The 25,273-nt window shown below is 66.1% G+C and carries 20 protein-coding genes and 2 pseudogenes; 9 read left to right on the forward strand and 13 right to left on the reverse strand.

Annotation, left to right across the window (positions count from 1 at the left end):
- Window positions 1-59 precede the first annotated feature (59 nt).
- From TL10_RS00585 to TL10_RS00595, 3 genes are read left to right on the forward strand one after another with little or no spacing between them, the layout of a single operon-like run.
- Window positions 60-1,226 (forward strand): acyl-CoA dehydrogenase family protein, encoded by a 1,167-nt coding sequence (locus tag TL10_RS00585; RefSeq protein ID WP_043984134.1) that lies wholly within the window; start codon window positions 60-62, stop codon window positions 1,224-1,226.
- Between the two features lie 11 nt (window positions 1,227-1,237).
- A complete protein-coding gene (locus tag TL10_RS00590) occupies window positions 1,238-1,693 on the forward strand; it encodes a nuclear transport factor 2 family protein (protein ID WP_052506258.1) in 456 nt (151 codons plus the stop codon).
- Between the two features lie 29 nt (window positions 1,694-1,722).
- Window positions 1,723-3,027 carry a phytoene desaturase family protein gene (locus TL10_RS00595; protein WP_043984137.1) on the forward strand — a complete coding sequence of 435 codons (1,305 nt, stop codon included), beginning with the start codon at window positions 1,723-1,725 and terminating at the stop codon, window positions 3,025-3,027.
- A 66-nt stretch (window positions 3,028-3,093) separates the two neighbouring features.
- On the opposite strand, the gene TL10_RS00600 is transcribed toward TL10_RS00595, so the two are convergent.
- The 6 genes and pseudogenes from TL10_RS00600 to TL10_RS00625 all read right to left on the reverse strand — a co-directional run bounded on the left by TL10_RS00600 (window position 3,094) and on the right by TL10_RS00625 (window position 8,647).
- Window positions 3,094-4,248, reverse strand: a complete 1,155-nt coding sequence (locus TL10_RS00600) for an acyl-CoA dehydrogenase family protein (protein ID WP_043983986.1) — start codon at window positions 4,246-4,248, stop codon at window positions 3,094-3,096.
- A 21-nt stretch (window positions 4,249-4,269) separates the two neighbouring features.
- A complete protein-coding gene (locus tag TL10_RS00605) occupies window positions 4,270-5,421 on the reverse strand; it encodes an acyl-CoA dehydrogenase family protein (protein ID WP_043390715.1) in 1,152 nt (383 codons plus the stop codon).
- A 3-nt stretch (window positions 5,422-5,424) separates the two neighbouring features.
- Window positions 5,425-6,576: an acetyl-CoA C-acetyltransferase gene (locus TL10_RS00610; protein WP_043983988.1), complete on the reverse strand. Its 1,152-nt coding sequence runs from the start codon at window positions 6,574-6,576 to the stop codon at window positions 5,425-5,427.
- 69 nt (window positions 6,577-6,645) lie between these two features.
- A complete protein-coding gene (locus tag TL10_RS00615) occupies window positions 6,646-7,266 on the reverse strand; it encodes a hypothetical protein (protein ID WP_043390719.1) in 621 nt (206 codons plus the stop codon).
- A 108-nt stretch (window positions 7,267-7,374) separates the two neighbouring features.
- Window positions 7,375-8,399: pseudogene (locus TL10_RS00620) on the reverse strand (RsbRD N-terminal domain-containing protein).
- Window positions 8,400-8,443: 44 nt separating this feature from the next.
- Window positions 8,444-8,647: a hypothetical protein gene (locus TL10_RS00625; protein ID WP_043390723.1), complete on the reverse strand. Its 204-nt coding sequence runs from the start codon at window positions 8,645-8,647 to the stop codon at window positions 8,444-8,446.
- A gap of 258 nt (window positions 8,648-8,905) precedes the next feature.
- Between TL10_RS00625 and TL10_RS00630 the strand changes: the two are divergent.
- A pseudogene (locus tag TL10_RS00630) lies at window positions 8,906-9,325 on the forward strand (protein kinase domain-containing protein); the annotation flags it as partial.
- 17 nt (window positions 9,326-9,342) lie between these two features.
- Here TL10_RS00630 and TL10_RS00635 read toward each other — a convergent pair.
- From TL10_RS00635 to TL10_RS00645, 3 genes are all read right to left on the reverse strand, one after another.
- The gene (locus tag TL10_RS00635; RefSeq protein ID WP_231575471.1) at window positions 9,343-11,361 is read right to left on the reverse strand and encodes an MDR family MFS transporter; all 2,019 of its coding nucleotides are present in this window, start codon (window positions 11,359-11,361) and stop codon (window positions 9,343-9,345) included.
- Between the two features lie 79 nt (window positions 11,362-11,440).
- Window positions 11,441-11,998, reverse strand: coding sequence for a type 1 glutamine amidotransferase domain-containing protein (locus TL10_RS00640; protein ID WP_043390726.1), 558 nt, complete (start codon window positions 11,996-11,998; stop codon window positions 11,441-11,443).
- A gap of 22 nt (window positions 11,999-12,020) precedes the next feature.
- A complete protein-coding gene (locus tag TL10_RS00645; protein WP_043390728.1) occupies window positions 12,021-12,671 on the reverse strand; it encodes a TetR/AcrR family transcriptional regulator in 651 nt (216 codons plus the stop codon).
- A gap of 147 nt (window positions 12,672-12,818) precedes the next feature.
- On the opposite strand from TL10_RS00645, the gene TL10_RS00650 reads away from it, so the two are divergent.
- Window positions 12,819-14,432, forward strand: coding sequence for an alpha/beta fold hydrolase (locus TL10_RS00650; RefSeq protein ID WP_131630655.1), 1,614 nt, complete (start codon window positions 12,819-12,821; stop codon window positions 14,430-14,432).
- On the opposite strand, the gene TL10_RS00655 is transcribed toward TL10_RS00650, so the two are convergent.
- Window positions 14,413-15,234: an LLM class F420-dependent oxidoreductase gene (locus tag TL10_RS00655; protein ID WP_043390730.1), complete on the reverse strand. Its 822-nt coding sequence runs from the start codon at window positions 15,232-15,234 to the stop codon at window positions 14,413-14,415. The genes TL10_RS00650 and TL10_RS00655 overlap by 20 nt on opposite strands.
- Window positions 15,235-15,298: 64 nt before the next feature.
- Between TL10_RS00655 and TL10_RS00660 the strand changes: the two genes are divergently transcribed.
- Genes TL10_RS00660 through TL10_RS00670 form a run of 3 tightly spaced genes read left to right on the forward strand, consistent with a single transcriptional unit; the run spans window position 15,299 to window position 18,858 of the window.
- On the forward strand, window positions 15,299-16,813 hold the full coding sequence (locus TL10_RS00660) for an MFS transporter (RefSeq protein ID WP_082067795.1): 1,515 nt from the start codon (window positions 15,299-15,301) through the stop codon (window positions 16,811-16,813).
- A gap of 46 nt (window positions 16,814-16,859) precedes the next feature.
- Entirely contained in the window at window positions 16,860-17,648 is a 789-nt protein-coding gene (locus tag TL10_RS00665) for a GNAT family N-acetyltransferase (protein WP_052506260.1), read from the forward strand.
- A gap of 7 nt (window positions 17,649-17,655) precedes the next feature.
- Entirely contained in the window at window positions 17,656-18,858 is a 1,203-nt protein-coding gene (locus tag TL10_RS00670; protein WP_043984146.1) for a lysine N(6)-hydroxylase/L-ornithine N(5)-oxygenase family protein, read from the forward strand.
- Here TL10_RS00670 and TL10_RS00675 read toward each other — a convergent pair.
- Both TL10_RS00675 and TL10_RS00680 read right to left on the reverse strand, forming a co-directional pair.
- Entirely contained in the window at window positions 18,848-20,074 is a 1,227-nt protein-coding gene (locus TL10_RS00675) for an Nramp family divalent metal transporter (protein WP_043983991.1), read from the reverse strand. The two genes, TL10_RS00670 and TL10_RS00675, sit on opposite strands and share 11 nt — an antisense overlap.
- A 42-nt stretch (window positions 20,075-20,116) precedes the next feature.
- On the reverse strand, window positions 20,117-22,666 hold the full coding sequence (locus tag TL10_RS00680) for an AAA family ATPase (RefSeq protein WP_082067786.1): 2,550 nt from the start codon (window positions 22,664-22,666) through the stop codon (window positions 20,117-20,119).
- 74 nt (window positions 22,667-22,740) lie between these two features.
- Here TL10_RS00680 and TL10_RS00685 point away from each other — a divergent pair, with 74 nt between their 5' ends.
- Window positions 22,741-23,631, forward strand: coding sequence for a LysR family transcriptional regulator (locus TL10_RS00685; protein ID WP_043983993.1), 891 nt, complete (start codon window positions 22,741-22,743; stop codon window positions 23,629-23,631).
- 69 nt (window positions 23,632-23,700) lie between these two features.
- On the opposite strand, the gene TL10_RS00690 is transcribed toward TL10_RS00685, so the two are convergent.
- Window positions 23,701-25,254 carry a hypothetical protein gene (locus tag TL10_RS00690; protein WP_043983994.1) on the reverse strand — a complete coding sequence of 518 codons (1,554 nt, stop codon included), beginning with the start codon at window positions 25,252-25,254 and terminating at the stop codon, window positions 23,701-23,703.
- Between the last annotated feature and the right edge of the window lie 19 nt (window positions 25,255-25,273).

Here is a 25,273-nt window from a genome sequence, read left to right on the forward strand (position 1 = left end):
CATTATTTTATTATATATTCAAAATTGCTACGAAGTAGCTCAACGGAATGTGGATCAAAATGACGCTCACCAGCTTGGTTGCTGACACCGCCGACCATGCGATGCTTCGCGACACCGTCGCCAAGATCGCCGAAAAATATGGCGCGGAGTACTTCCTGGAACGTTCGCGCGCCGGTGGGAAGGTCGATGAACTCTGGGCGGACCTCGGCGCGGCCGGATTACTCGGGGTGCACCTGCCCGAGGAATACGGCGGTGGCGGCGCAGGCATGTCCGAGCTGGCCATCGTCATCGAAGAACTGGCCGCACATGGCATTCCGCTGCTCTTGACGGTCATCTCGCCCGCCATCTGCGGTTCGATTCTGGCCGCTCATGGCTCGCCCGAGATGAAGCAGCGCTGGCTGCCCGGCATCGCCGACGGCTCGTTGAAGATGGCGTTTGCGCTGACCGAACCGGATTCCGGGTCCAACAGTCACCAGGTGAAGACCACCGCCCGCCAGGACGGCGACGGATGGGTGGTGTCCGGCGGCAAGTACTTCATCTCCGCCGCCGACGAAGCGCACGCACTGCTCGTGGTGGCGCGGGACGGATCCGCTGCGGACAGTGGGCGGAACCCGCTGTCGCTCTTCGTGGTACCCACCGATGTGCCGGGAGTCACACTCCAATTGCTGGAGACGACGGTGACCTCTCCGGACCATCAGTTCACGGTGTTCTTCGACGACGTTCGGGTCGGGCCCGAAGCGTTGATCGGTACCGCCGGCAACGGGCTCAGGCAGGTGTTCGCCGGGCTCAACCCGGAGCGGATTCTGGCGTCGGCGCTCAGCGGGGGCATCGGCCGCTACGCGGTCGAGAAAGCCGTCGCCTATGCGAAAGACCGCGCGGTCTGGTCGGTTCCGATCGGGGCGCACCAGGGCATCTCGCACCCCATCGCCGATTGCCACATCCAGGTCGAGCTCGCCCGCCTGGCCACCCAACGCGCCGCCCAGATTTTCGACGACGGCGGGAACGCTGCTGCGGCGGCGAACATCGCCAAGTACGCCGCGGCCGAAGCGTCGCTGAAGGCGCTCGACCAGGCCATCCAAACCCACGGCGGCAATGGACTTTCCAAGGAATACGGACTGGCCGAACTATGGTTCGTGGCCCGGCTCATGCGCACCGCACCGGTGAGTCGCGAGATGGTGCTGAACTTCGTCGCCCAAACGATGCTCGAGCTGCCGGCTTCGTACTGAGGACCACACCTGTGAATACCAAACCCGATGATTTCGCCGACAACTACAGCCAGGCGTGGTCTGCTCCGAACAGCGATCTGCTGCGATCGATGTTCGCGTCCGACGGCGTGTACATCGATGGTGGAATGCAGAAGGAATATCGCGGATTCGAGCACATCGCCTGGTTCTACGGACACATGCTGCGATTTGCGCCGGACTCACGGATCGTGTTCTCCAATCCCATTTTTGCTGGCGGAACGTTCGCTCTCGAGTGGGTCTGGTCGGGAACTGCCAACGGTCAGCTCGCGCTCGGAAGCGAGACATACGCGGCGACCGGACGTGCATTCGCTGTGCCTGGCGCGTGCATCGGGCGGCTGAACGGTGAAGCTGCCGTGTCATATCACCGCGACTACTACGACGTGCTGGATCTGCTGCAGCAGATCGGTCTGAAAACCCATGTTGGACAAGGAGAATCATGCCCAGAGTGAACGACCGCGAGAATCATGCGGGGCGAACGATGAACGAGAATCGTTGGGACGCACTCGTCATCGGCGCCGGCGCGGGCGGGCTGTTCGCCGCGGCGCGGCTCTCGCACCTGGGCTACCGGACGTTGGTCGTCGAGCGGCTCGAGGTCGTCGGCGGGCGGGCATCGACGCGCGACATCGACGGGTTCAAGGTCAACAACGGCGCCATCGTCATCGAAACCGGCGGCCTCACCGAGGAGACGTTCCACGAGGTCGGCGCGAAATTCGACGTCCGCGCCGCGGAACCGCCGATTCTCTACCGCATCGGCGACAAAGACGTCGACGTCACCGGTGGTGGCTGGGGATTCCTGCTGTCCAAGCTGACGCGCCAGGGCGCGAAGCTGGTGAGTGGAATCGGCGCGGCCCGAAACGACTCGGGGTTGCCGGAAGACGAGCTTTCGACGGCCGACTGGGTGGCCAAGTACACCAAGAACGAGTCGGTGCACGGCATCTTCCGCAACATGTGCGGATCGGTCTTCGCGGTGGGTTCCGAGGAACTGCCGGCGCGGGTGTTTCTGACGTACTTCACGCGCAAGAGCGCATTCAAGAAGTTCGGCTTCTGCCCTGAGGGCACCATCGGCATCTGGCAGGCGCTCGCCGAGGTGGTGGAGAAGAACGGGGGAGCGGTCTGGCTCTCGTCGGAGGTGCAGCAGCTGCATCTGACGGACGGGCGGATCACCGGAGCCACCGTCGTCCGAGGCGGTGAAACCGTCGATATCTCTTGTGGTTTCGCGGTGAGTGATGTCGGTCCGTTCGCGACGGTCGAACTGGTCGGCAGCCAGAATCTGCCCGCCGACTACGTCGCGAAGGTCGATGCGGCAAACCGGCCGTGCTCGATGATCACCGTCAACTTCGCCAGCCGGCGAAAGCTGTTGAAGGCGCCGGGCATGCTGAGCTTCGCGAAGACCCGGCGGCTGTGCTACGTCGCGAATTTCACCGAGACGTGTCCCGAGATGGCGCCGGAGGGCTGGCACCTCTATGCGGGGACATCGGTGCCCAAACCCGCAGTCGGCGACTTCGACGAGAACGCGGAAACCGAACTGCTACTGGATGATCTGCGCGCGGAGATCGACGGCTTCACCGATGCCCGCATCCTGTCGATCGCGGTCACCCGAGACGGCTGGCCGCCGCAGCGCGCCGTCGCGGGCTTCGATCTACCGCACGACACCCCGATCGCGAACTTGTGGAATGTCGGAGATGCGGTGAAGGAATACGCCAACGGCGGGACGACGGCGTGTGCCGAGACCGCCAAGATCGTCGTCGACAAGATTCGGGCCGTGCATTCGCCGATGGCCTGATGCTGTTCCGGCCCTTCGTCATCCGAGGTTGACGAAGGGCCGGTCCGTCGGCAGCGTGGCCAGTCCTCAGGCGGTCAGTCCACCGCGGGCGACGAGTTGCGCTGCGATGACGTTGCGCTGGATTTCGTTGGTGCCCTCGCCGACGATCATCAGCGGCGCGTCGCGGAAGTAACGCTCGACGTCGTATTCGGTCGAGTAGCCGTAACCTCCGTGAATGCGGACGGCGTTGAGCGCCACCTCCATGGCGACCTCGGACGCGTAGTACTTGGCCATGCCGGCTTCCATGTCGCATCGTTCGCCGGCGTCGAACCGCTGCGCCGCATGCAGCACCAGCTGGCGGGCGGCCGTCAGCTTGGTGGCCATGTCGGCCAGATAGCCGCCGACAGCCTGGTGCTTCCAGATCGGGACGCCGAAACTCTCGCGCTGCTGGGCGTAGGCCAGCGCATCGTCGAAAGCGGCCTGACCGACGCCGAGCGCGCGGGACGCGACCTGAATCCGGCCTGTCTCAAGACCTTTCATCATCTGTGCGAACCCGTTCCCCTCCACTCCGCCGAGGACGGTGTCCAGCGGCGCGCGGAAGTCGTCGAAGGCCAACTCGCAACTCTCGACGCCCTTGTACCCAAGCTTGGGTAGATCGCGGGACACGATCAGTCCCGGACCGTGTTCGACCAACAGGATGCTGATGCCGCGGTGCCGGGGCGTGGCCGCCGGGTCGGTCTTGCACAACAGCGCGATGAGCTGGGACCGGCGGGCATTGCTGATCCAGGTCTTGGCCCCGTTGATGACATAGCCGTGCTCGTCGCGACGGGCGACAGTGGTCATCGCCTGCAGGTCGGAGCCGCCGCCGGGTTCGGTCAGCGCCATGGTTGCCCGGATCTCTCCGGTGGCCATCCGCGGGAGGTAGCGGCTCTTCTGGTCGTCCGTGCCGAAGTTCAGGATCAACTTGGAGACAACGGTGTGGCCACCCATGGCTCCCGCCAGGCTCATCCAGCCACGTGCCAATTGCTCGGTCACCCCGACATAGCACTGGGTGGACACCGGCGCATCGCCGTACGGCTCCGGGATCGCCAGACCGAAGATACCCATTTGCTTCATCTGGTCGATGAGCTTTTCCGGGTACTCATTGGCGTGTTCGAGATCGCGTGCGACGGGCCGCACCTCACGGTCGACCCAGTCCCGCACAGTCGCGACGACCTGCCGCTCTTCGGCTGACAACTCCACAGCTGGACTCCTATCTGAGAATCAGCAGGCCGCGATATCGCGGCCGATGATCTCCTTCATGATCTCGGTCGTTCCGCCGTAGATCGTTTGAATGCGAGTGTCGAGATAGGCTCGGGCCACTGGATATTCAGTCATGTAGCCGTACCCACCGTGCAGCTGCAGGCAGCGGTCGATCACGCGCTTTTGCAGCTCGCTGACGTACCACTTGCCCTTGGCCGCATCGATCGCGCTGAGCGTTCCGGCGTTGTATGCCAACACCGAACGATCGACGTAGGACTCCGCGATATCGATCTCCGTCGACATCTCGGCGAGCTCAAACCTGATGTGTTGCTTGTCCGTGAGCGGCTTGCCGAAGGCCTGGCGCTGCCGGCAGTAGTCGACAGTGCTGCTGAAGATGGCACGGGTCGTGGCGATCGCTTTGGCGCTGACGCCGAGACGTTCCCGTGGGAGATGACTCATCAGGTACGGCAAGCCCATTCCCGCTTCGCCCAGCAGGTTCGTCGCGGGTACCTCGGCGTCCCGGAAGTACAGCTCAGCGGTGTCCTGAGCGGGCAGCCCGATCTTGTCGAGCTTGCGTCCGCGTTCGAACCCCGGGGTGTCGCGCTCCACGACGAACAGACTGAATCCGCGCGAGCCCGCCTCGGGATCGGTTCGGGCAGCAACGACCACCAGGTCGGACATGATGCCGCTGGAGATGAATGTCTTCTGCCCGTTGAGGATCCAGGTGTCCCCTTCACGCCGGGCAGTGGTGCGAATGCCGCGTAGATCGCTGCCGGCGCCGGGTTCGGTCATGGCCAGCGCGCCGATGATCTCGCCGGCCGCGAACCCGGGCAGCCAGCGCTGCTTCTGTTCGTCGTTGGTCAGGTCGAGCAGATAGTGCAGAACCAGGTCATCCTGCAAGCTGACGGTCAGACCGAACGACAAGGCGTTGATCCGGGAGACCTCCTCGCACACCACCATCCGGTAGCGGTAGTCGGATTCGCCGGCGCCGCCGTACTGCTCGTCGATCTGCAGGGCGTAGATTCCCGCCTTGGCGGCGCGAGCGAATACGGCGCGATCGATCCAGCGGTCCCGATCCCAATCATGTTGATGGGGAACGACTTCACGCGCGAGAAACTCGCGCACCGTCTCGCGATACGCCGTGTGGTCCGCGGTGTAGAGCGTGCGCTCCATGGCCTATAGCCGCTCGATGATGGTGACGTTGGCCTGCCCGCCGCCTTCGCACATGGTCTGCAGCCCGTACCGACCGCCGGTGCGTTCCAGCTCGTGCAGCATCGAGGTCATGAGGCGGGCGCCGGTACAGCCGATCGGGTGACCGAGGGCGATGGCGCCGCCGTTGGGATTGACCTTGGCGGGGTCGGCGTTCAGTTCGGTGAGCCAGGCGAGGACGACCGGTGCGAACGCCTCGTTGATCTCGACGACATCGATGTCGTCGATGGACAGTCCGGCACGCTTCAAGGCGTGCTGGGTGGCCGGGATCGGGGCGGTCAGCATCATCACGGGATCGGCCCCGCGCACAGACATGTGGTGGATGCGGGCCCGCGGGGTGAGCCCGAACCGGTCCACCGCACTCTCGGAGGCGACGAGCAATGCGGCTGCGCCGTCCGAGAGCTGGCTCGCCGCTGCGGCGGTCACGACGCCGCCGTCCACCAGAGGCTTCAGGCCGGCCATCTTTTCCAGTGACGTGTCGGCTCGCGGCCCTTCGTCGACGCTGATTCCGGCGAGTTCGGTGATCTCCCGGGCAAAGCGCCCCTCCGTGATGGCGGCGAGGGCACGCTGGTGGCTGGTCAATGCGAACCGCTCATTGTCCTCGCGGGTCAGCTTCCAGTGGGCGGCAATCAGTTCCGCGCCACGGAACTGCGAGATCTCCTGATCTCCGTAGCGTGCCCGCCAGCCCTCGCAGCCGGTCCACGGGTCGGTGGCGCCGAACGCTTCGCCGGCGGCGAACGCGCTCAAGATGGGGTACTGGCTCATCTTCTGCACGCCACCCGCGACGATGAGGTCGCACGTGCCGCTCATAACCGCTTGTGCGGCAAAGTGAACCGCCTGCTGAGCCGAGCCGCACTGACGGTCGATTGTCACGCCGGGGACGGATTCGGGCAGGCCGGCCGCGAGGGCCGCGGTGCGGGCGATGTCACCGGCCTGCGAACCGATGTTGTCGAGGCACCCGAGGATCACGTCATCGATTGCTTCCGGGTCGATGTCGTGACGGTTCACCACGGTCTTGATCACATGCGCGGCCAAGTCGGCGGGGTGTGTGCCGGACAGCCCGCCGCCGCGCTTGCCGACGGCAGTGCGGGTGGCGTCAACAATGTAAGCCTCAGTCATAAAATCGAATTTAACATAGATTCGAAAATGCGGTCAATCAAAGACCCTGACCCATCGAGACGGTCTTGTTCAGACGAGTTCGGGCACTCGCAGATGAGCAATTGCCAGTTCGAACTCGCAGATATCGACCAGGTTGCCGCCCAGTTGCCCGAGCTTCTCGGTGCGCACCTCGCTGGCCTGCTCACGGTTGCGGTCGAGGGCCGCGGCGCTGTCGAACGTCACCGATGACACGGCGAGTCCGGATGGTTTGTCGAGCATGAGGCTGGCGCTGCAGAATCCCTCGAGTTGCTGCACTGCCGGCAGGACCAACGTCCGGTAGAAGTCCGTGGCGAGGTCCGCCTGATGCGGCTCGACGGTGAACCACGCAACCCGCAGGCAGGCGCCCTGCGGCGAGCGGTGGTCGCGGTGCAGTGCCGTGACCTCCCACTCGTTGATCTCCTTGCGGGTGCCGTGCATCAGCTCCGCTGCTCGTTCCCCGAGCGGTCGGGCGGCGTGTGCCGTCAAGTGCATCACCGCCTCGGACTCCCATGCGCTGGTGGCGATGCACCGGCCGAGGCGCCGATCCACCATCAGGGACATTCCTGCCGCCCCTAGCTCCTCGAGAGCTGGCAGCACGGTGTCGCGCATGTACGCAACACCGGTATCGATCGACGCCGGCTCGGCCTGAAACGTGGTTGAGCGTGCGTACACCAAGCGCTCCTCGGTTACGGCAGCGCCTGGTGGCACTGCTGGTTCTCCTGACAGCGTCCCCTGTCGACCCGGATGGTGTACGGACTTTGCCGGAATCCACAGGTTGCGTTAAGGAGCGAGGACCGCGGCGCCGAACCAATGGCAAAGCAGCAGTGCGACTTCCACGTCGATGCGGTCTTCCTCAATTGGTTTGCCACGACGCTCGATGGCGCGGTGGACGCGGTACTTCACCGAGTTGACGTGCAGGTGCAGCTCGTCGGCGCTGGATTTGAAGCTGGAGCTGTTGCGCAGAAACCCTCGGAGGGTCTCCCGTAGCCGCTCGTCACCGTCGGTATCCGTGGCCAGCGGGCCGAGGACCCGGGCGACCCAGGAGCGGGCGTTGTCCAGGCCCACCCGGTCATCTGATCCGACGCCACGAACAGGGGACGCTCCCGAGCTCCCAGAGTGGCAGACAGGTCGGTGACAAACCGCTCCATGGCGTCCAGTTCGTCGCCGTCGACCTGCTCGGCGCACCAGACGATGAGCGCGAGATGGCTGCGGTGCAGGGGGTACTGGATGAGGTCGGTCGTCTCATCGACATCGAGATCGCCGCCGTCGAGCACCTCACGTACCCGTAAAGCCCGTATCTGGTTCCGATTGGCCAGCCATCGATCGCGCTCGGCTTGATAGGCGGTCACCACCTGGTGCGACACCCGGTCGATGTAGGTGAACGAGCTGGCGGCGATCTCTTCGAAGACCCGCCACCCCAGTTCGGTCTCGAGCTGCGCGGCCCGGACTTCGTCGAGGATCAGTTTGAGGACGCCTTGGTGTCCGAGTCGATAGGCCCGGACCAATTCGTCCATATCGGTGCCGCGCTGTGCCAACCGGCGCGCGTGCTCCAGCGCAGCCGTGGGCGGCTCGATGCGATCGATGGGTATCCCGTGGCGGATGGCGGGGAAGAATGCTTCGAGATTGCCTTGCACCGCGTCGTACAGCAGCGCTGTCAGCTCGCCCTCACCGGCCATTTCCGATCGCTCCTGGACCAGCAACTCCTGAAGGGAGCGGGCAATGGCCGGCAGCTTGTCGCTCAACCGGTCCACGATCATCGCGGCGGTCTCGGCGGAGAGCACCCCGGTGTCGTGACTGCGAGCCATCGCTCGACTCTATGGCTTTAGGGGCGGGCTCACGCCCGCATTTGCTACTGGCTGCCGGCGTAGGCCAGGGTGCGCGCGCGGGCCGGCGCTGCGACGTGCGGCAATGCGACCGAGTGGACGGCGGCAGCAGCGGCGCTGCGACGGGCGTTGAACCACCGGACGCCGGCGGCGGCGGCGACCAGCAGCAGCGGCCACAGGCCGATGCCGAAAATGACGATGCCGTCGAAGATGAACTTGGCTTCGAGCATGGTTCTACTCCTGAGATTGGTGAAATGTATTTGGTCCGTTGATATTTGGCGGTTTCTCAACGGGAAGCTGATACCAGAACGGTACGGCTCGCGCGCACCGCGACCCAGGTACCGCCGAGACAATCTTTTGTCGATGAGGCCCCGAATCGTTGTCTCTGAGGAACAAAGGAGCATCAATTTTCCGCGGGTGGCCCCCATTCCGGCCCGCCGAGCCGGCAATTGAAAGTGAAGGCAGCAACCGAACCGAAGGCGTCTGACGTGTCCGAACCCGACGAAACGCAACGCGGCGTCGCGACCGGCATCGTCGCGGAGCTCGAAGCCGAAGGCTTCTACGGTGCAGAGCCTGTCGGGCGCGGCGGGTTCGGCGTGGTCTACCGGTGTCGCCAGCCGTCGCTGGACCGGGTCGTCGCGATCAAGGTCCTCAACACTGACTCAGAGGACGTCGACCTGGAGAGCTTCGAGCGCGAGCAACGGGCGATGGGACGGGCATCAGGTCACCCGAATATCGTGCCGGTGCTGCACAGCGGGCTGACGTTCACCGGGCGGCCGTTCATCGTCATGCCGTACCGCGGCCGCAACACACTGTCGGCATGGATCCGGCAGCACGGGCCGCTGGCCGTCGGGGAGGCGCTGACGGTCGGGGTGCGGCTGGCAGGGGCCCTCGAAACCGCACACCGCGCACCGGACGGGGTGACTCAGCCGCGGGGCAAGCTGGCGTGTGTGCGGAATGGCCGGGTCGGTGGCTCCTCGGCCCGCGCGGCGCGCATCCGGGTGGTGGGCAGGTCGGCGACAGACTGATGTGGTGGGCCGAGTTTCGTTCCCCGGGCCGACTCCCGTTCGATGAGCACACCGCGGGCAATGCGGTCGAGTGCACTCTGGACGTGAATGCGCTCGGGTGCGCCGTGGAATTCGTCTGATTGCGTGAGGGTTTCGGTGATCCAGCTCGAGATCACATTGCGAGCCGCACTCACCTCGGCAGAGCCGGCCGGCGTCAGCGTGTATTCGTTTCCGGAGCGCATGGCAAATCCGGTGGCGACCAACCGGTCGAAGGTCGGTTCCAGGACCTGCCGTGGCACGCGACGGTCGTCCGCGATGTCGAGCAGGTCCGCGGCCCCGGTCGCCGCCGCATACCGGTAGATCAGCATCAGCACCCACAATTGTGCGGTGCCCAGTCGGCTGTTCGAGGTGCGCGCAACCGCTTCCAGGTCAATGCCGTTGCTGTGCTGCAACAGCCGGCCGACAGCGACTTCCAGGAGTTTCTCCGGCGGCTCGGTGGTCGGCATGCCGAAACCCTCGCCCATGTCGGTGCTTCCGCTGGCGGCAGCGTCGCGCAGCGGCACCTGCTTGAGGAAGAGCGCCAGGACGAAGCCGACGACCGCGACCGGCGCCGCCAACAGAAACACCTGACTCAGGGAATCGGCATAGGCGGTGATGATCGGTGCGGCGGTCTCGTGCGGAAGGCTGTGCAGCACTTTCGGATCGGGTGGTGCGCCAGCTGGGATGCGGGCACTCAGGAAGTTCGCGAACATCGAGCCGAAAATCGCGGCGCCGAAGGAACTTCCGATGGTGCGGAAGAAGGTGACGCCGGAGGTGGCGACGCCGAGATCGGCGAAGTCGACGGTGTTCTGTACCACCAGAATCAGCACCTGCATGCTCAGCCCGATGCCGGTGCCGAGGATCAGCAGGAACAGTGATTGGGTCAAAGTCGAGGTGTCGGCGTCCATCCGGGACAGCAGCAGGAATCCCAGTGCCATGATCGCGGTGCCGGCGATCGGGAAGATCCGGTACTTGCCGGTGCGGCCGACGATCGCGCCGCTGCCCAGTGAGGTGACGAGTAGACCGGCCACCATCGGGAGGGTGCGTAGTCCCGACGCGGTGGCTGAGACGCCGTCGACGAACTGCATGTAGGTCGGCAGGAACGTCAGCGCACCCAGCATCGCGAACCCGACGACGAACGAGAGCACACAGCACACCGTGAAGACGGGGTTGGCGAACAAGCGCATCGGCAGAATCGGCTCGGGCGCACGACGTTCCACCATGACGAAGCCGACGAGTGCCAACACCGAGGCAACGAACAACCCGATGATCGTCGCCGAACCCCACGCGTAGGTGGTGCCGCCCCAGCTGGTCGCCAACGTCAGGCCCGCGGCGCCGAGCCCGACCAGGACGATGCCGGCATAGTCGACGACGGCCCGGCCGGCACGGGCCATTTCCGGAATGGCCACCGCCGCGATGGCGATGACCACCATCGCCACCGGCACGTTGATCCAGAACGCCCACCGCCAGCCCAGGTGGTCGGTGAAGAGCCCGCCGAGCAACGGCCCGACGACGGTGGTGACGCCGAAGACCGCGCCCAAAGCGCCTTGATACTTGCCTCTTTCGCGCAGCGGGATGACCTCGCCGATCACGGCGACGGCCGTCACGGTGATGGCGCCACCGCCCAGGCCCTGCAGCGCCCGCGAGGCGACCAGCATCCCCATCGACTCCGAGAGTCCGCACAGGACCGACCCGGCCAGGAACAGCAGGATCGCGACCTGGAAGACCTTCTTCCGGCCGAAGATGTCGCCGAGCTTGCCGACCACCGCGGTCACGATCGTCGAGGCGAGCAGGTAACTCGTGACGACCCAGGACTGGTGGCCGGCGCCGCCCAGATCCGCGACGACCGTCGGCAGCGCGGTCGCGACGATGGTCTGGTCGAGCGCGGCCAGCAGCATGCCGAGGACGACAGCGAGGAAGACGAAGTTGCGTTGTCGGATGCTTGAGGGCACCTGGTCTGTCACGTCAGAACCGGCCTCAGGTCTGGGCCGGAGTACTCGCCAACGCTTCGGTGATGGCCTCGCAGAACGCCGGTAAATCGGCGGGCGAACGGCTGGTGATGAGATTGCCGTCGATACACACTGTTTGATCGACCACCGTGGCACCGGCGTTACGAAGGTCGGTACGGATGCTCGGATAGCTGGTCAGTCTGCGGCCGCGAACGACGTCTGCTTCGACCAGCGTCCACGGGCCGTGGCAGATCGCGGCGACGGGCTTGCCAGAGCGGACGAAGTCGCCGACGAACGCCACCGCGGTGCCGTCGAGCCGCAGCTTGTCGGGGTTCACCGTGCCGCCCGGCAGGATCAGTGCGTCGAACGCGTCGACCCGCACTTCCGATACTGTGCGGTCGACCGCAATGTTGCCTGCCGGTTCGAGGTCGTGATTGCGGGCCTGGATTTCGCCGGCGGTGACCGACAGCACTTCGACGCAACCACCGGCCTCCTCGACCGCGGCGCGCGGTTGCTCGAGTTCGGCTCTCTCGACACCGTCAGCGGCGAGGATGGCGATCCGTCGGCAGCGTAGTTCTTTGAGCACGTGGGTTGGCTACCCGTGTCGGCTACTCCGGAAACACGCGCGTCACCGGCGGTGGCTTGTCGACGATCGCGGGCAAGACGAAGGTCTCGAGATACCGCTTCGCCACCGTTGGATCACTGCTTCCAGGCACCACGTCCAAGAGCAGGCTCAGCGCTGTCGAGATGATGAACTGCGCCAGATCGTGTGGGTGCAGGCCGGCTCGGAACTGCGTTGTCGTGGTGTCGGCTAGCATCCCTTCGACCATCGACTGGACCGTCTGGGTCAGCGATCCGTCGTTGGCGATCAGCGCGACGACCGTGCCATCGGGAGTCTGGGCAGCGATGGTTCTGAGCAGTGGGTCGCGTACCAGTTGGGTCGCGACGATGACCAGGCTGTCGACCAACAGGTCGACCGGCGTCGCGTCGGCCGCCATCTGTTGCAGCATCGCCAGCATGTGCCGCTCGGTGGTGCGCTGCACCAAGGCGGCGATCAGCTCCTTGCGGTTGGCGAACTGCCGATAGACCGCGCTCCTTGAATAGCCGGCTTCGGCCGCGATGACCTCCATGGTGAAGGTGGCGCTGCCGCCCTCGACGAAGTACTGCTCCGCAGCGTCGAGCAGCACCTGTCGGGCCTGCTCGGTGTTGTTGCCGCCACCGACAGGCCGCCCTCGGGGCCTGCGCTGCGGTGCTGACACTCGATGGTCCTGCCGGGGTGGGCCAATGGGATCACCAGTATGCCGCAGCCCGCAGCGCTGACCAGCGGCCCGGATCATTAATGAAACATCAGAACAAATTTGTTCATTTTTCCTCGATGGGCCGGGACGCGGGCTAGCGTGCGGTTGATGACGAGGTTGTCCAGATCTGTGTGGGTACTGCTGGCATCGGGAGTTATGGCGCTCTGGTTACCGATCGCGCCGGCGTGGGCCGACGACGCTTCCGGCCCCCACCACGGCGGGAGTAATGCGTCATCACAGACCGCGTCGTCGCAAATCGGGAAGGCGAAGCCATCGACTGATGCGCACGCGCGCAAGTCTGCCGACCACCCTCCGCGCAATAAGAAGGCCACGGAATCCGGCAAGCCCGACAAGGCCAAATCCGAGAAGCGCGAGACGGCCGAACCCACGAACCCGGAGAAGGTGGCTCGGGCGCGCTCGGTTCGGCCGAAGCCGCCGGCCCCGCTCGCGAAGCTTCTGCACGACGTGCCGGCCACGCAGTCGCAGGCGCCGATGGTCGCCGCCGCGCAAGCAGCTTCAGCGACAACGTCGCAGCCGAGCGCCGTGGTCAAGACGGCTGCAGTTGCTGCCACCAGCACGACCACCGCCGCGGCACCCACCACGACCACCGTCGCCAAAACCGCACGGCCCAGCCTGATCAACGTCATCGGATCGTTCGTCTTCAACGTGATCGGCGGCGCCATGCTCGCGTTTGCCGGCCCGCCGGTACTGCCGCGCGGCAGCACGGTCACCGTCAAGGTGTCCAGCCTGACCATGCCGGACACCGGGCAGAAGGTCCAGGCGAACTGGTATTTCCCCGAGCACGCCGACACGACGACCCGGATGATCTATTTCCAGCACGGGTTCATGGCCGTCGCCCCGATGTACAGCTACACACTCGCCGCGCTGGCGCAGAGCACCAACAGCATTGTGGTGGCTCCAACACTGTCCTCCAATGCATTCGACCCGAATGCTCGATGGCTCGGAGGTTCGGCAGATCAGCAGGCCGTGGCAAACTTGTTCGCCGGTGACCGTTCGGCGCTGACCGAAAGTGCAAGTGCCGCAGCCGGACACCAGATGACGTTGCCGACGAAATTCGTTCTCGTCGGGCACTCGCTCGGCGGCGCGCTGGTTACCGCGGCCGCCGGCCGCATGGCGGACAACGGCGCCATCGAGAACCTGCAGGGCGTCGTGTTGATGGACTCCGTCGATCTGAACAACGTGGTGCCGACCACGCTGCAGAAGTTGACTGGCGCCAATTACCTTCCGATTTACGATATTTCATCCGAACCGTACGTGTGGAACAGGGACGGTCTGGTCGGGCAGGAGCTCGAAACGGCTCGACCCGGGCAGTTCAACGGGGTCATGCTCATCGGAGGTCGGCACATCGACGCGCTGCAGGGTGCCAATCCGGTGCTGCAGTTCGCCGAGTATGCGATCGCCGGTTTCTCGAAATCGTCGAACGTGGAAGCGGAGAAGATCCTCGCCGGCGGATGGATCAATGACATGTTCGCCGGCACCCACACCGGCATCTACGGATCGCCACAGCAGACGATCGAGATCGCCACCAAAGCCGGTCCCGCCACCGCGGTGGCTCTGCCGTTCGCGTCCACCCAGTCGGTGCAGGCGACGCCGTGGGACGGCGTCGCGCAACTGATCCTGAACGCCGTGATGCAGGTGGCTGTCTACGAGCCCCTGGGACAGACCAGTCCGGCTGCGGCCGTCAGCGCAGTTCTGCGATGACCTTCGCGAAGGCCTCTGAATGCTGCTGCTGAACAATGAAGTAACTCACCCCGTAGCGATCCCGGAGTTCGCGGATCCGGTCGGCCATGTCGGCGGTGCTGCCGCTGAGCACGCCGGGCGTCGTCATCAGTTCGGCATCGCTGAGCTCGGGCTGGAAGTGTCGGGTCATCGACAGATTCGGTATCCCGGACCCGTCGGTCGGCACCGCGGTGATGGCCAGGTTCAGCTCCAGCTCGTCGAACCGGGCACCGGCGGCGGTGCGCACGAACGAAATTCGCTCGGCAAGTGGATCGTGCTCGTCGGTGCGCGGTCCGCCGCCGGTCAGCCCGATGATCTGTGCCTGCTGCGCGGCGACGGTCAGCAGCTTGTCGCCGGCACCGGCGATCATCACCGGCACATCGGGCAGGTGCGTGCGTAGGTACGAGGTGACGTGCGCTGTGTACTCCACCCGCTTCCCGGCGCTGGGGAACGGCAGCTCGGCGGCGTCGAACTCTTCCTTGACGTAACCGGCGCCCAGACCCGTCTCGAAACGCCCTTCGGTCAGGTCGCGCATGGCCGCGATATCGCGAGCCAGCAGCGCCGGTTTGTAGAAGCACGCGTTGAAGACGAAGGTGCCCAGGTGCAGGGAGTTGGTCGCCGCGGCGGCCGTCGCCAGCACCGGAAACGGGGCCGGCGCGCCCAGATGGTCAGGCACCAGGAGGACGTCATACCCGAGGTCCTCACCGCGGCGCGCCGCGTCCTGGACCGCTGACGGACTGTCGGTATGTCGCAGGCCGACTCCGAACCGGAAATCTCTCGTCATGTGTTCGACCTTACGGACACGCAGGGCGCACCCGCCGGTGCAAACTGCAGGTGTGAACGCCAGACTGACCCTGACCGCGGTCTGCGTCGTGGTGTTCATGCTGCTGCTCGACATGACGATCGTCGCGGCGGCGCTGGCCGATATCCAGGCTTCTCTCGGCGCCCACCTGTCCGGGTTGCAGTGGGTGGTCGACGCCTATGCGCTGCCGATGGCCGGATTGCTGCTGACCGCGGCGACGGTGGGCGACCGGTTGGGGCGGCGGAGGTTGTATCTCGGCGGGCTGGTGGTGTTCATGTTCGCGTCCGCCGGGTGCGCGCTGGCCCGCAACATCGACGTGCTCAACGGACTTCGGGCGGTGCAGGGCTCGGCCGGCGCGGTGCTGCTCGGGGTCTCGCTGCCGATGATCGCGGCCGCGTTCCCCGATGTGCGGCATCGGGCGGGCGCGATCGCCGCGTACGGCGCGGCGATGGGGGCCGGCGGTGCCGTCGGGCCGCTGCTGGGCGGCGCGCTGGTCACCGCGTATGGGTGGCCGTCGATCTTCCTGATCAACCTGCCGGTCGGGGTGCTCGCGCTGTACATCGTCATCTTCGCCGTCCCGGAAACCGTCGTGGCACACTCCCGTCCGGTCGACGTCTGGGGCACGGCGGTGCTGACGGCGGCGTTGTTCGCCGGTGTGTACGTGCTGATCGAGGGCAACCGCTTCGGGTGGAGCAGCCCGATCATGTTGGGGCTGAGCGCATTCTGCGTGGCTGCGCTGGCGGCCTTCGCGTGGCACGAGTTACGCCAGGCCGAGCCGATGCTGGATGTGCGGCTGCTTTCCGTTCCCGGTTTCGCCGGTGTCTCTCTGGCCGCGTTCGCCGCCAGCGGGACGCTGATCGCGTCGACCAACTACCTCGCGCTGTACTTCATGAACACCTTGGGGTTCAGTCCGTTTGGCGCTGGATTGCGGGCGCTGCCGCTGACGCTGGCCATCGTGGTGGGCGCCCCATTGGCGATGCTCGCGGCGCGGCGGATACCGGTGGCGGCGACCGTACCCGCCGGCGTCGCATTGATTGCCGTGGGCATGTGGATGATGACCGCAGTAAACGCGAGTACGACGTGGACGCATTTCATCGCCGGGTGCGTCGTGGCGGGATTGGGACTCGGTGGACTGTCTGCGCTGACGTCTGACGCGGCGCTGCGTTTCGTGTCGGTCGCCAACGCCGGGATGGCGACGGGCACGGTCAGCACCGCGCGTCAGATCGGCATTCTGGCCGGCGTCGCCGGCCTCGGTGCACTGTTCAGCCGGCACGCGGGCGACCTTGCCGCGGCGCGGCTTTCCGCTGTGCCAGGGCTTGGCGCCGACGCTGCCGGGCAGCTGAGTGACGGGCTGGCCGCCGGCGCCGGGCTGCGGGCGCTCGAGGCGGTACCCGACCGGATGCGTCCGGCACTCGCGACGTTCGCGCGCGAGGCCAGTGCGGCCGGCATGGAGTCCGCTCTGACCGCCGCCGCGCTGGCTGCCACCGTCGCCACGGTGACCGTGGCGCTGCTCATCCGGATAGGGGCCCGGCAAACAATTCGCGCCGATACTGTGGATTAGCCAAAGTTGCTACGGCCGGGGCTGGATGCGGATACGTTCAAGCCTTATGGTCGGCGCTGCTGTTCTCTTCTCAGGGGGGCGGTACAGCGTCGTGATCTCCGATGACCCCGACGAGGTCGAAGCGGCCCAGCGATTGCGATATCAGACGTTCGCCGAGGAGCTGGGTGCCGCTCTCCCGCAAGCGATTCGAGGACCGCGCACCGGCGAGATGATCGACACCGACCGCTTCGACGCATACAGCGATCATCTGCTGGCCCGCGACGAAGAAACCGGGGCGATCGTCGGCTGCTATCGGTTGCTGCCCCCGGACGGCGCCCTGGCGGCCGGCGGCATCTTCACCGACACCAACTTCGAGATGAGTGCCGGCATCGACGCGTTGCGGCCGTCGCTGGTCGAGTTGGGCCGGGCCAGTGTGCATCCCGACCATCGCAGCGGCGCGGTGATGGCCATGCTGTGGGCCGGCATCCTGCGGTATCAGGAACTGACCGGCTATCGGTGGGCGATCGGCAGTCTGTCGGTGCGCATGGAGGATGGTGGTCCGCGCGGTGCGCTGGTGCGCGGCGTCCTGGACCGGGCCTTCCGGAAGCACCCGGCGCCCGAGGAATTCCGGGTCACACCACGAAATCCGGTACAGGTCAACGGAACTCCGCTGGCAGAGCTGCCCGATCCGGGCCGGGTGCGGATTCCGCCGATGGTCGCCGGCAGCCTGCGGATAGGCGGCTTGATTTGTGGGGAACCGTCTTACGACCCGGAATTCGACATGGCCGATTTCGTGGTGTTGATCAATCGGGACATGGTGCATCAGCTCTATCTCGCTCGGCTGACCCGTGTTTGAGGCCGACATGCTGGGGATCGGATTCGGGCCATCGAATCTGGCTCTGGCGGTGGCCCTTGCCGAGCGTGGCGTGCGCGGTCGATTCGTCGATGCCCAGCCGCGGTTCGGTTGGCACCGCGACATGTTGTTGCCCGGCACCCGGATGCAGATCCCGTTTCTCAAAGACCTGGCGACGCTGCGCAATCCGCAGAGTGCCTTCTCGTTCGTGAACTATCTCAGCGAGCGCGGCAGGCTGGTCGACTTCATCGGTCGCCATGACGTGTTTCCCAGCCGGCACGAGTTCCACGACTACCTGCAGTGGGCGGCCGACCAGTTCGCCGCCGACGTGCGCTACGGCCACCGCGTGGCCGGGGTGACGGCGAATGATGCCGGATTCGCGGTACGGCTGGACCCTGACGAGGTCATCTCGGCGCGAACCCTGGTGCTGGGCACGGGTCTGCATCCGGTACTGCCCGCCGGCACGCGGCCGAGCCTGCGCCAGTGGCACAGCCACCAACTGCTCAGCGCCTTGGCGGCCCTTGGCTCCGTGGCACGCGGTCGCTTCGCCGTGGTGGGGGCAGGGCAGAGCGCCGCGGAGGTGGTCGCCTATCTGCACCGCACCTATCCGCTCGCCGAGGTGCACGCCGTGTTCAGCCGGTACGGGTACAGCCTCGCCGACGACAGTGCGTTCGTGAACCGCATCTTCGATCCGTCGGCGGTCGACGAGTTCTATGGCGCGGACAGCGTCGAGCGGCAGCGGCTACTCGACTATCACCGGTCGGCGAATTACTCGGCCGTCGACGTCGACCTCATCGCGGACCTGTACGAGCGCGAGTACGGAGAACGCGTGAGCGGGGACCTTCGACTGTTCATCCACCGGACCTGCGCCGTCGTCGGCGCCGATGAGGACGAGGCGGAGGTGCGCCTCGGCGTGCGCAACCTCATCGACAACACGACCGAGACCGTGCGCTGCGACGCCGTGGTGTACGCGACCGGCTATGCGCCGATGGATGTGTCGGCGTTCCTGGGCGAGCTGGCGTCCTGCTACGAGTTCGACGAGCGGGGCCGCCCGATGGCCACCCGCGACTACAAGTTGGTGGCCAGGCCGGGTGCTCCCGGTGACATCTATCTCAACGGCGCGACGGTCGAACACAGCCACGGGCTCGGCGCGACGCTGCTGTCGAACGTGGCCGTCCGCAGCGGCGAGATCGCGGCCGCGATCAGCCCGTGACGGTCAGGTAGATCAGCACCACGTTCAGCACCGAAATCACCACGGCCACAGTCCATCCCAGTGTCGTGACGACGCGGTGGTTGATGCTCTCGCCCATCACGGCGCGGTTGCTGGTCAGCCGGATCAGCGGAATCAGCGCGAACGGGATGCCGAACGACAGCACCACCTGGGAGATGACCAATGCGCGCGTCGGGTCGAAGCCGACGGCCAGCACCACCAGCGCCGGAATGACCGTGACCGCCCGTCGGAGCAGCAGCGGGTACGACCGGTTGAGCAGGCCCTGCATGATCATCGCGCCGGCGTACGCGCCAACCGAGGAGGACGCCAGGCCCGAGGCCAGCAGGCCGATGGCGAAGCACAGTGCGACCGCCGGACCGAGGGCGTTGCCGACCGCGGCGTGTGCGCCCGCGATGGTGTCGGTGCCTTCGACGCCCTGCAGGTGCGTCGCCGCGACCAGCAGCATCGACAGGTTCACCGCACCCGCGACGACCATCGCCAAGCCGACATCGAAGCGGGTGACGCGCAGCATGTGGCGCAGGGGAGCGCCGGCTTCCGGCTTTCCGTGCCGGTCGCGGGCCAGGCCGGAGTGCAGGTAGACGACGTGCGGCATGACCGTCGCGCCCAGGATCGCGGTGGCCAGCAGGAGGCTCTCGGCTCCGGCGAAGTGCGGCACCATGCCGCCGATCACATCGCCCGCAGCGGGCGGATCGACGAAAAGGCTGGTGAGGAAGCCGATGGTGATGATCGCCAGCAGTCCGGCGATGATTCGCTCGAACGCGCGCTGACTGCCGCGGTTCTGCACCGACAGCAGGCACATGGAGACCACGCCGGTGATCACGCCGCCCACGAGCAGGGGCAGGTCGAACAGCAGTTGCAGCGCGATGGCGCCGCCCACGACCTCGGCGAGATCGGTTGCGACCGCGACCATTTCGGCCTGGACCCAGAATGCGATCCGGGTTGGGGTGCGGCAGTTCTCGGCGACCAGTTCCGGCAGTGAGCGGCCGGTCGTCAGGCCCAGCTTGGCTGACAGGTACTGCACCAGGCCGGCCATGACATTCGCGAGCAGGATGACCCACACCAACAGGAAGCCGAACTTCGCGCCCGCGCTGATGTTGGCCGCGACGTTGCCGGGATCCACATAGGCGATGGCGGCGACGAACGCCGGGCCCAGCAAGGACCACGTTGGGCGCGACGGTGCGCGGGTCTCGGTCAGCACTGCACTCACTCTCTATCCGGGTCTGCGAATAGAAAAGTTAGGTTAGCCGAAACCTTGCGATTGGGGAAATGTGTCGGGCGGCGGCGGGATGTCGCGGATCTGATGCCGGCTGGTGACGCCCAGCTTCGGAAATGACCGGTAGAGGTATCCGGACACGGTGCGAGTCGACAGCTGAAGGCGTGCCGCGATCTGCGGGTTCGTCAGGCCGCGGCCGGCGAGGTAGACGACCTGATGCTCCTGGGGACTCAACTGTCCGGTGGACGGTATCGCCGGCGCTGTCGTGGGAACGCCGGATGCGCGCAACTCCCGCGCGCAGATTTCCAGCCATGGTCTGGCCCCCAGCTTCTCGAAGGTCGCCAGTGCGGCGGAGATGTGCTGGCGGGCTTCTTTGCGTCGGCGGCTGCGCCGAAGCCAGCCTGAGTAACTGAGTCGCAACCGGGCGCGTTCGAAGGGCCACTGCTCACCGGCGGGGTCGGCGAGCGTCCGGGCCAGGGCGTCGCCGACATCTCCGACGTTGAGCAGAGCCGCGGCGTGGTTCAGCAGCTGGTCGAGGCGAGCGGAGCGCGGCTGCGGCAGGTGCGTCAGGGCTGCGGTGAATCTGCGCCTTGCGTCGTCGGCCATGCCCGTCCGCGCTGCCGCCTCGGCGAAGTCGACGAGAGCGCGGAAGGATACGTGCGGGTGCAGCGGCACGCCGGAGGCGGTGAACAGTTCGGCGAGGTGGCCATAGGCGCCGAGGTCGTTGCCCTCCACGATATTGATCAGCCCGAGCACGTGGTGTGCCTGCGCGGAGTGCAATCGGTTGTCTTGGAAGTCCAGCACATTGAGGGCCGCGGTCAGCTGGACCCGAGCCGCTGCGGTGTCGCCGCGCCGCGTTGCGACCGTCGCTCGAATCAGGTCCCCGGTTGCGGTCACCAGTGGTTGATCGCTGACAGCTCCGAGCGTGTGTAGTTGGCTGGTGATCCGCAGGGCCTCGTCCCAGCGCCCGGTGTCGACACACGACCAGGCCAGGACCGCGGTCGTCAGCGCGTGCCCGTTCGTCGAATCATGTTGTGTCATCAGGGATTGTGCGATCCGCAAAGTTCTGATGCTGAGCTCGGACTCGTCTGTCACGCCGGCCGCCAGCCCGATCAGGCTCAGGTCCAGAACTCCCAGACCCTCGATCGGTCGGCTGCTGAACGAGGCCATGTCGGCCTGCGTGCGCAGCGAGTCGGTCACCGCCCAGACCCACAGTCGCGAAGTCGACGAGCCGCCCGCGGTCACCGGCATCGAGTCATCAAGACGCTGTAGCGCCTTCGCTGTGTCCCGATACGCGGACGGATCACCGGACAGGAATGCCGCGGCGGCCGCCACGCGCAGCGGTTCCCAGGCCAGCGCGGGTTCCAGCCGGAGCGCTTCGTCGGCCGCGGTCAGGAGGGTCACGGCAGCAGCCCGCCCGTCATGCCACATCGTGGTCATCCCGTGTGCGGTCAGTGCGCGGATCCGGTCATGTGGATTGCCGGTGGCCGATGATGCGGCATGGGCGCGGTGCCAGGTCTGGCGTTGCGGCAACGCATTCAGCGCATCCGCCAGGAGTTGATGCGCGTCTTGCCGAGCGGTCAGCGGCGCCCCGTAATACGCGGCAGACCGGATGAGCGGATTGACGGGGTTGATGCGTGCTGATTCAACCCGCACGACGCCTGCGGTCTCTGCCGGTGCCAGGACCGCCGGGTCGGCCAATGCTCCCGGGGGCAGCCCGTGCAGATCTGCGGCGGACGCGGCCGCGACGACGACGAGCGCGGCACGCGTCGATGAGGGGAGATGGGCCAGGTGCTGTGCATAGATCGCGTGGACGCTGATCGGCAGCGGCAGTGGGTCCGGTGCGTAGCCCGCCGAGGGGGTTGCGCCGGCAGTCGTGCTGGAAAAGTGGATGATCGCAGCGGCGTTGCCCGCGGACTGTTTCAGGATCTGCTCGCGCAGTAGTCCACTCGGCGGTGTGGGTTGAGCCTCCAGCAGCTCGATCGACTGGTCGAGAGTCATTGGTGCGAGCGGAATTTCGACGGCCGACCGACCCGCCAGCCCCGTCGCGGCAACGGTGTCGGGCAGCGTCAGCGCGACGGTGATCGGGCGGCCCGCGCTGCGGCGGGCGGCGAACAGCAGGACGCTGCGGGACTGCTCGTCGAGCCAGTGGGCGTCGTCGACGGTGACCAGGACCGGCTGTCGCCGCGGTACCGCGTCCAAGAGTTCGAGCAGCGCCGTGGCCAGTCTGGCGGTGTGTATCTGATCGCCGAACAGTGGTGTGCTGAAAAGGGTTTCGATGATGTTGGCCCGGCCGTATGGGTTGGCTTCGGCGTCGTTCAACGCCCGCAGGAGTCGATGGAGGCCACCCAGCGGGGTGCCGGTCTCACCGGGCAGTCCGGCGATTCCGAGGACGCGATGGCCCAACGCATCAGCTTGGCGCTCGGCGGCGACGAGCAGGGATGTCTTTCCTGAGCCCAATGCCCCGGAGATGACGATGACCTGTCCGCGCGGCGGTGACGCGATGGCGTCCCGCAGCACCGTGAGTTCCGCGTCGCGCCCGATGAGCTGCGTCGACGCGGTGTTCACAAGAACCATGAGACATCCGATCGGTCAGCACGTCTAACGACAGATATTGATAAGTCCCATCTACGACGTAGATAATCTGCCGCGTGGAGCTACGGCAGGTCGAGCATTTTGTGGCGGTCGCCATCGAGCGGAGCTTTACCCGCGCCGCACGTCGGGTCCATGTCGTGCAGTCAGCCATCTCGACGTCGATTGCGAAGCTGGAGCGTGAGCTCGGTGTGCAGTTGTTCGATCGCTCCCGTCAGCAGATCGAGCTCACCGTCGCTGGCGAACGATTCCTCGCCCAGGCGCACGAACTGTTGCGCGTCGCGGGTTCGGCTGCAGAATCGGTGGCATCCAGTCGCGGCCAGCTGATGGGTAGCGTCGAGTTCGGGTCATTGATCTCGTACGGCCCCATGAATGTCGCCCAGGTGCTCGGCGAGTTTCACCGAGCGCACCCCTTTGTTCGGCTTCGGTTGCAACTCAATCAATCTGGCGCCTCGGCATATCTGTCGGCACTGGTCGACGGCTCCTTGGATCTGGCTCTGGTCTCGGTGCCCAACAGATTTCCTCCGCAACTCGAAATGCGGTTGATGTTCGAGGAACCGATGTTCTTCGTGTGCCGCGCTGATCACCCGATGGCGTCGGAGCGGACGGTCGGTCTGATCGACCTGGCAGCTGAGGACCTGATCGGGTTCCCGCCGGATTGGGGCTTTCGCTCCTTGATGGACAACGCTTTTCTGGCGGCGGGCGCCCAGTCGCGGCCCGTCCATGTGATTCCGGCCGGCTTCTCGGTTGTGGGTGAACTGGTTCGCCAAGGGCTGGGGACCACCTTCATGCCCGCGTCGGAATGCGCGGAATTCGACGATCTGCGAGCCATCGAATTGAGTCACACCGTCAGGTGGCAGGTCTATCTGGCGTCGCAGCCGATGGACCGTCTGACCCCGGCCACCGCGGCCCTGGCGGACATGCTGATTCAGGCCGCGGCTTCGAGCTAGTTCGCCCCGAGTGTCGGCTGGTGGTCGAGAATTCGCGAAATCCTCGACCACCAGCCAACATTCGATGTCCTACTTGGCGTGCTCGGCGCCGTGAGATGCCTTGGCGGGCTTGGCGTCGGTCTTGCTGGGCTTGGTGTGGGGTTTGGCGGGCTTGGCAGGCTTCGGGTCAGCCTTGGTGTCCGCACCCTTGGTGTCGCCGCCCTTGGTGGGGGTCTTTCCGGTGCCGGCGTCCGCGGGCTTGGCGGTACCCTCGCTGCCGGCGGTGTCCGCGGGCTTGGTCGTCCCTGTCTCGGCCGACGAATCAGGCTTTGTCGCACCAGTTTTCGTGGGCGTCTCCGTCGAACTCGTGGTGTCGGTCTTCGTCGTATCCGTCTTCGTCGTGGTCTGGTCAACAGGCTTGGTGGTTGCCGTGGTCTTTGACGGCGCAGCCGGCAGGGCCTTGACGACGGCCGCGGCCGGCAGTGCGACGGTCGTCGCGTCGGCGGCGGGCACCGAGTTGGCGGCGACAGGTGCGGTGGCTGCGACAGCCGTCGTAGCCGTCTTGATCGGCGGCGGCTTGAGCGCGTCGGCGACGAGTTTCTGCATGAGCTGCAGTGCGGCGACCGGGCCCGGCAAGTTGACGGTGAAGCCGAGCGGTCCACCGCCGATGTTGATGCCGAACGAGGTCAGCAGTCCGCCTGCGTACAGCGGCACGCCGGGCAGGCCCGTGTTGATCACGGTCGACAGGTCCGGGCCGTAGCCGCCGTTGAGGACCCCGTTGAGGACCGTCGCGGGAATCGAGATGAGCGAGGTGGCCACCTTGCCGAGGTCGCCGGTGCGCGTGGCGTCGATGACGTCCTGCACCGCGGCGCCCAGCGCGGCGGGCGCTTGGATCAGCGGGCCGAGCAGACCACCGACGATGACGAGGGCATTGGACGGTTGCAGCCCACCGAAGCCCTGGTTGAGCGTGTTGAGCACGTTGACGGCGTTCTGCAGCGGGTTGGCGGCGATGACTCCCAGCGGGCCGAGCTTGTCGATGGCTGTGACGAGACCTTGCAGCGGGTAGGCGATCGAGTTGATGGCGGGTGCGAGCAGATTGGTCAGCGGGATCAACGCATTCAAGCCGACCAGCAGCAGCTGATTGGTCGCATCTTCGACGTTGCCCTTCGCCAGGTCGTTGACGGCGGCGGCCAACAGCGGCGGTACCGCGGTGGTGAGGTTGGTCCCGATCTGGCCGAGGGTGCTGCCCAGCGCGTTCAGCAACGGCGGGGCGGACGCGAACGGAACAGCCGGTTGTGGAGTGGGATCGACCGTCACCGAACCGGGCGACGACACCAGTTTCAGGAGGTCCTGAAGGGCGGCGAGCTGGTTGTTGAGCGCTGCCGTCAGAATCGGCGTCGGCCCGTTGGTCTGCGCCGTGCTGACGATGGTCTGCAGGCTGGCGACGGTGTTCTTGAACGCTGCACCGAATGCGGCGAAGGGATCGACGGCGGCGGTCAGGCGTACGGCGGTGCGCTCGATCTGCGCTTCCATGTGGTGGATCTGGGTACTGACGGTCGGCGCCATGACCGGGGCAACGGCGATAGCCGCGGCCCCAGCCAGGGACACGCCGACGGAAGCGAACGGTCGAGCGGCGGTGTGCATAGCGGGCCCTTTCAAAGGC

Origin of the sequence: Mycolicibacterium llatzerense (assembly GCF_000878195.1) — a bacterium.
Classification (GTDB): domain Bacteria; phylum Actinomycetota; class Actinomycetes; order Mycobacteriales; family Mycobacteriaceae; genus Mycobacterium; species Mycobacterium llatzerense.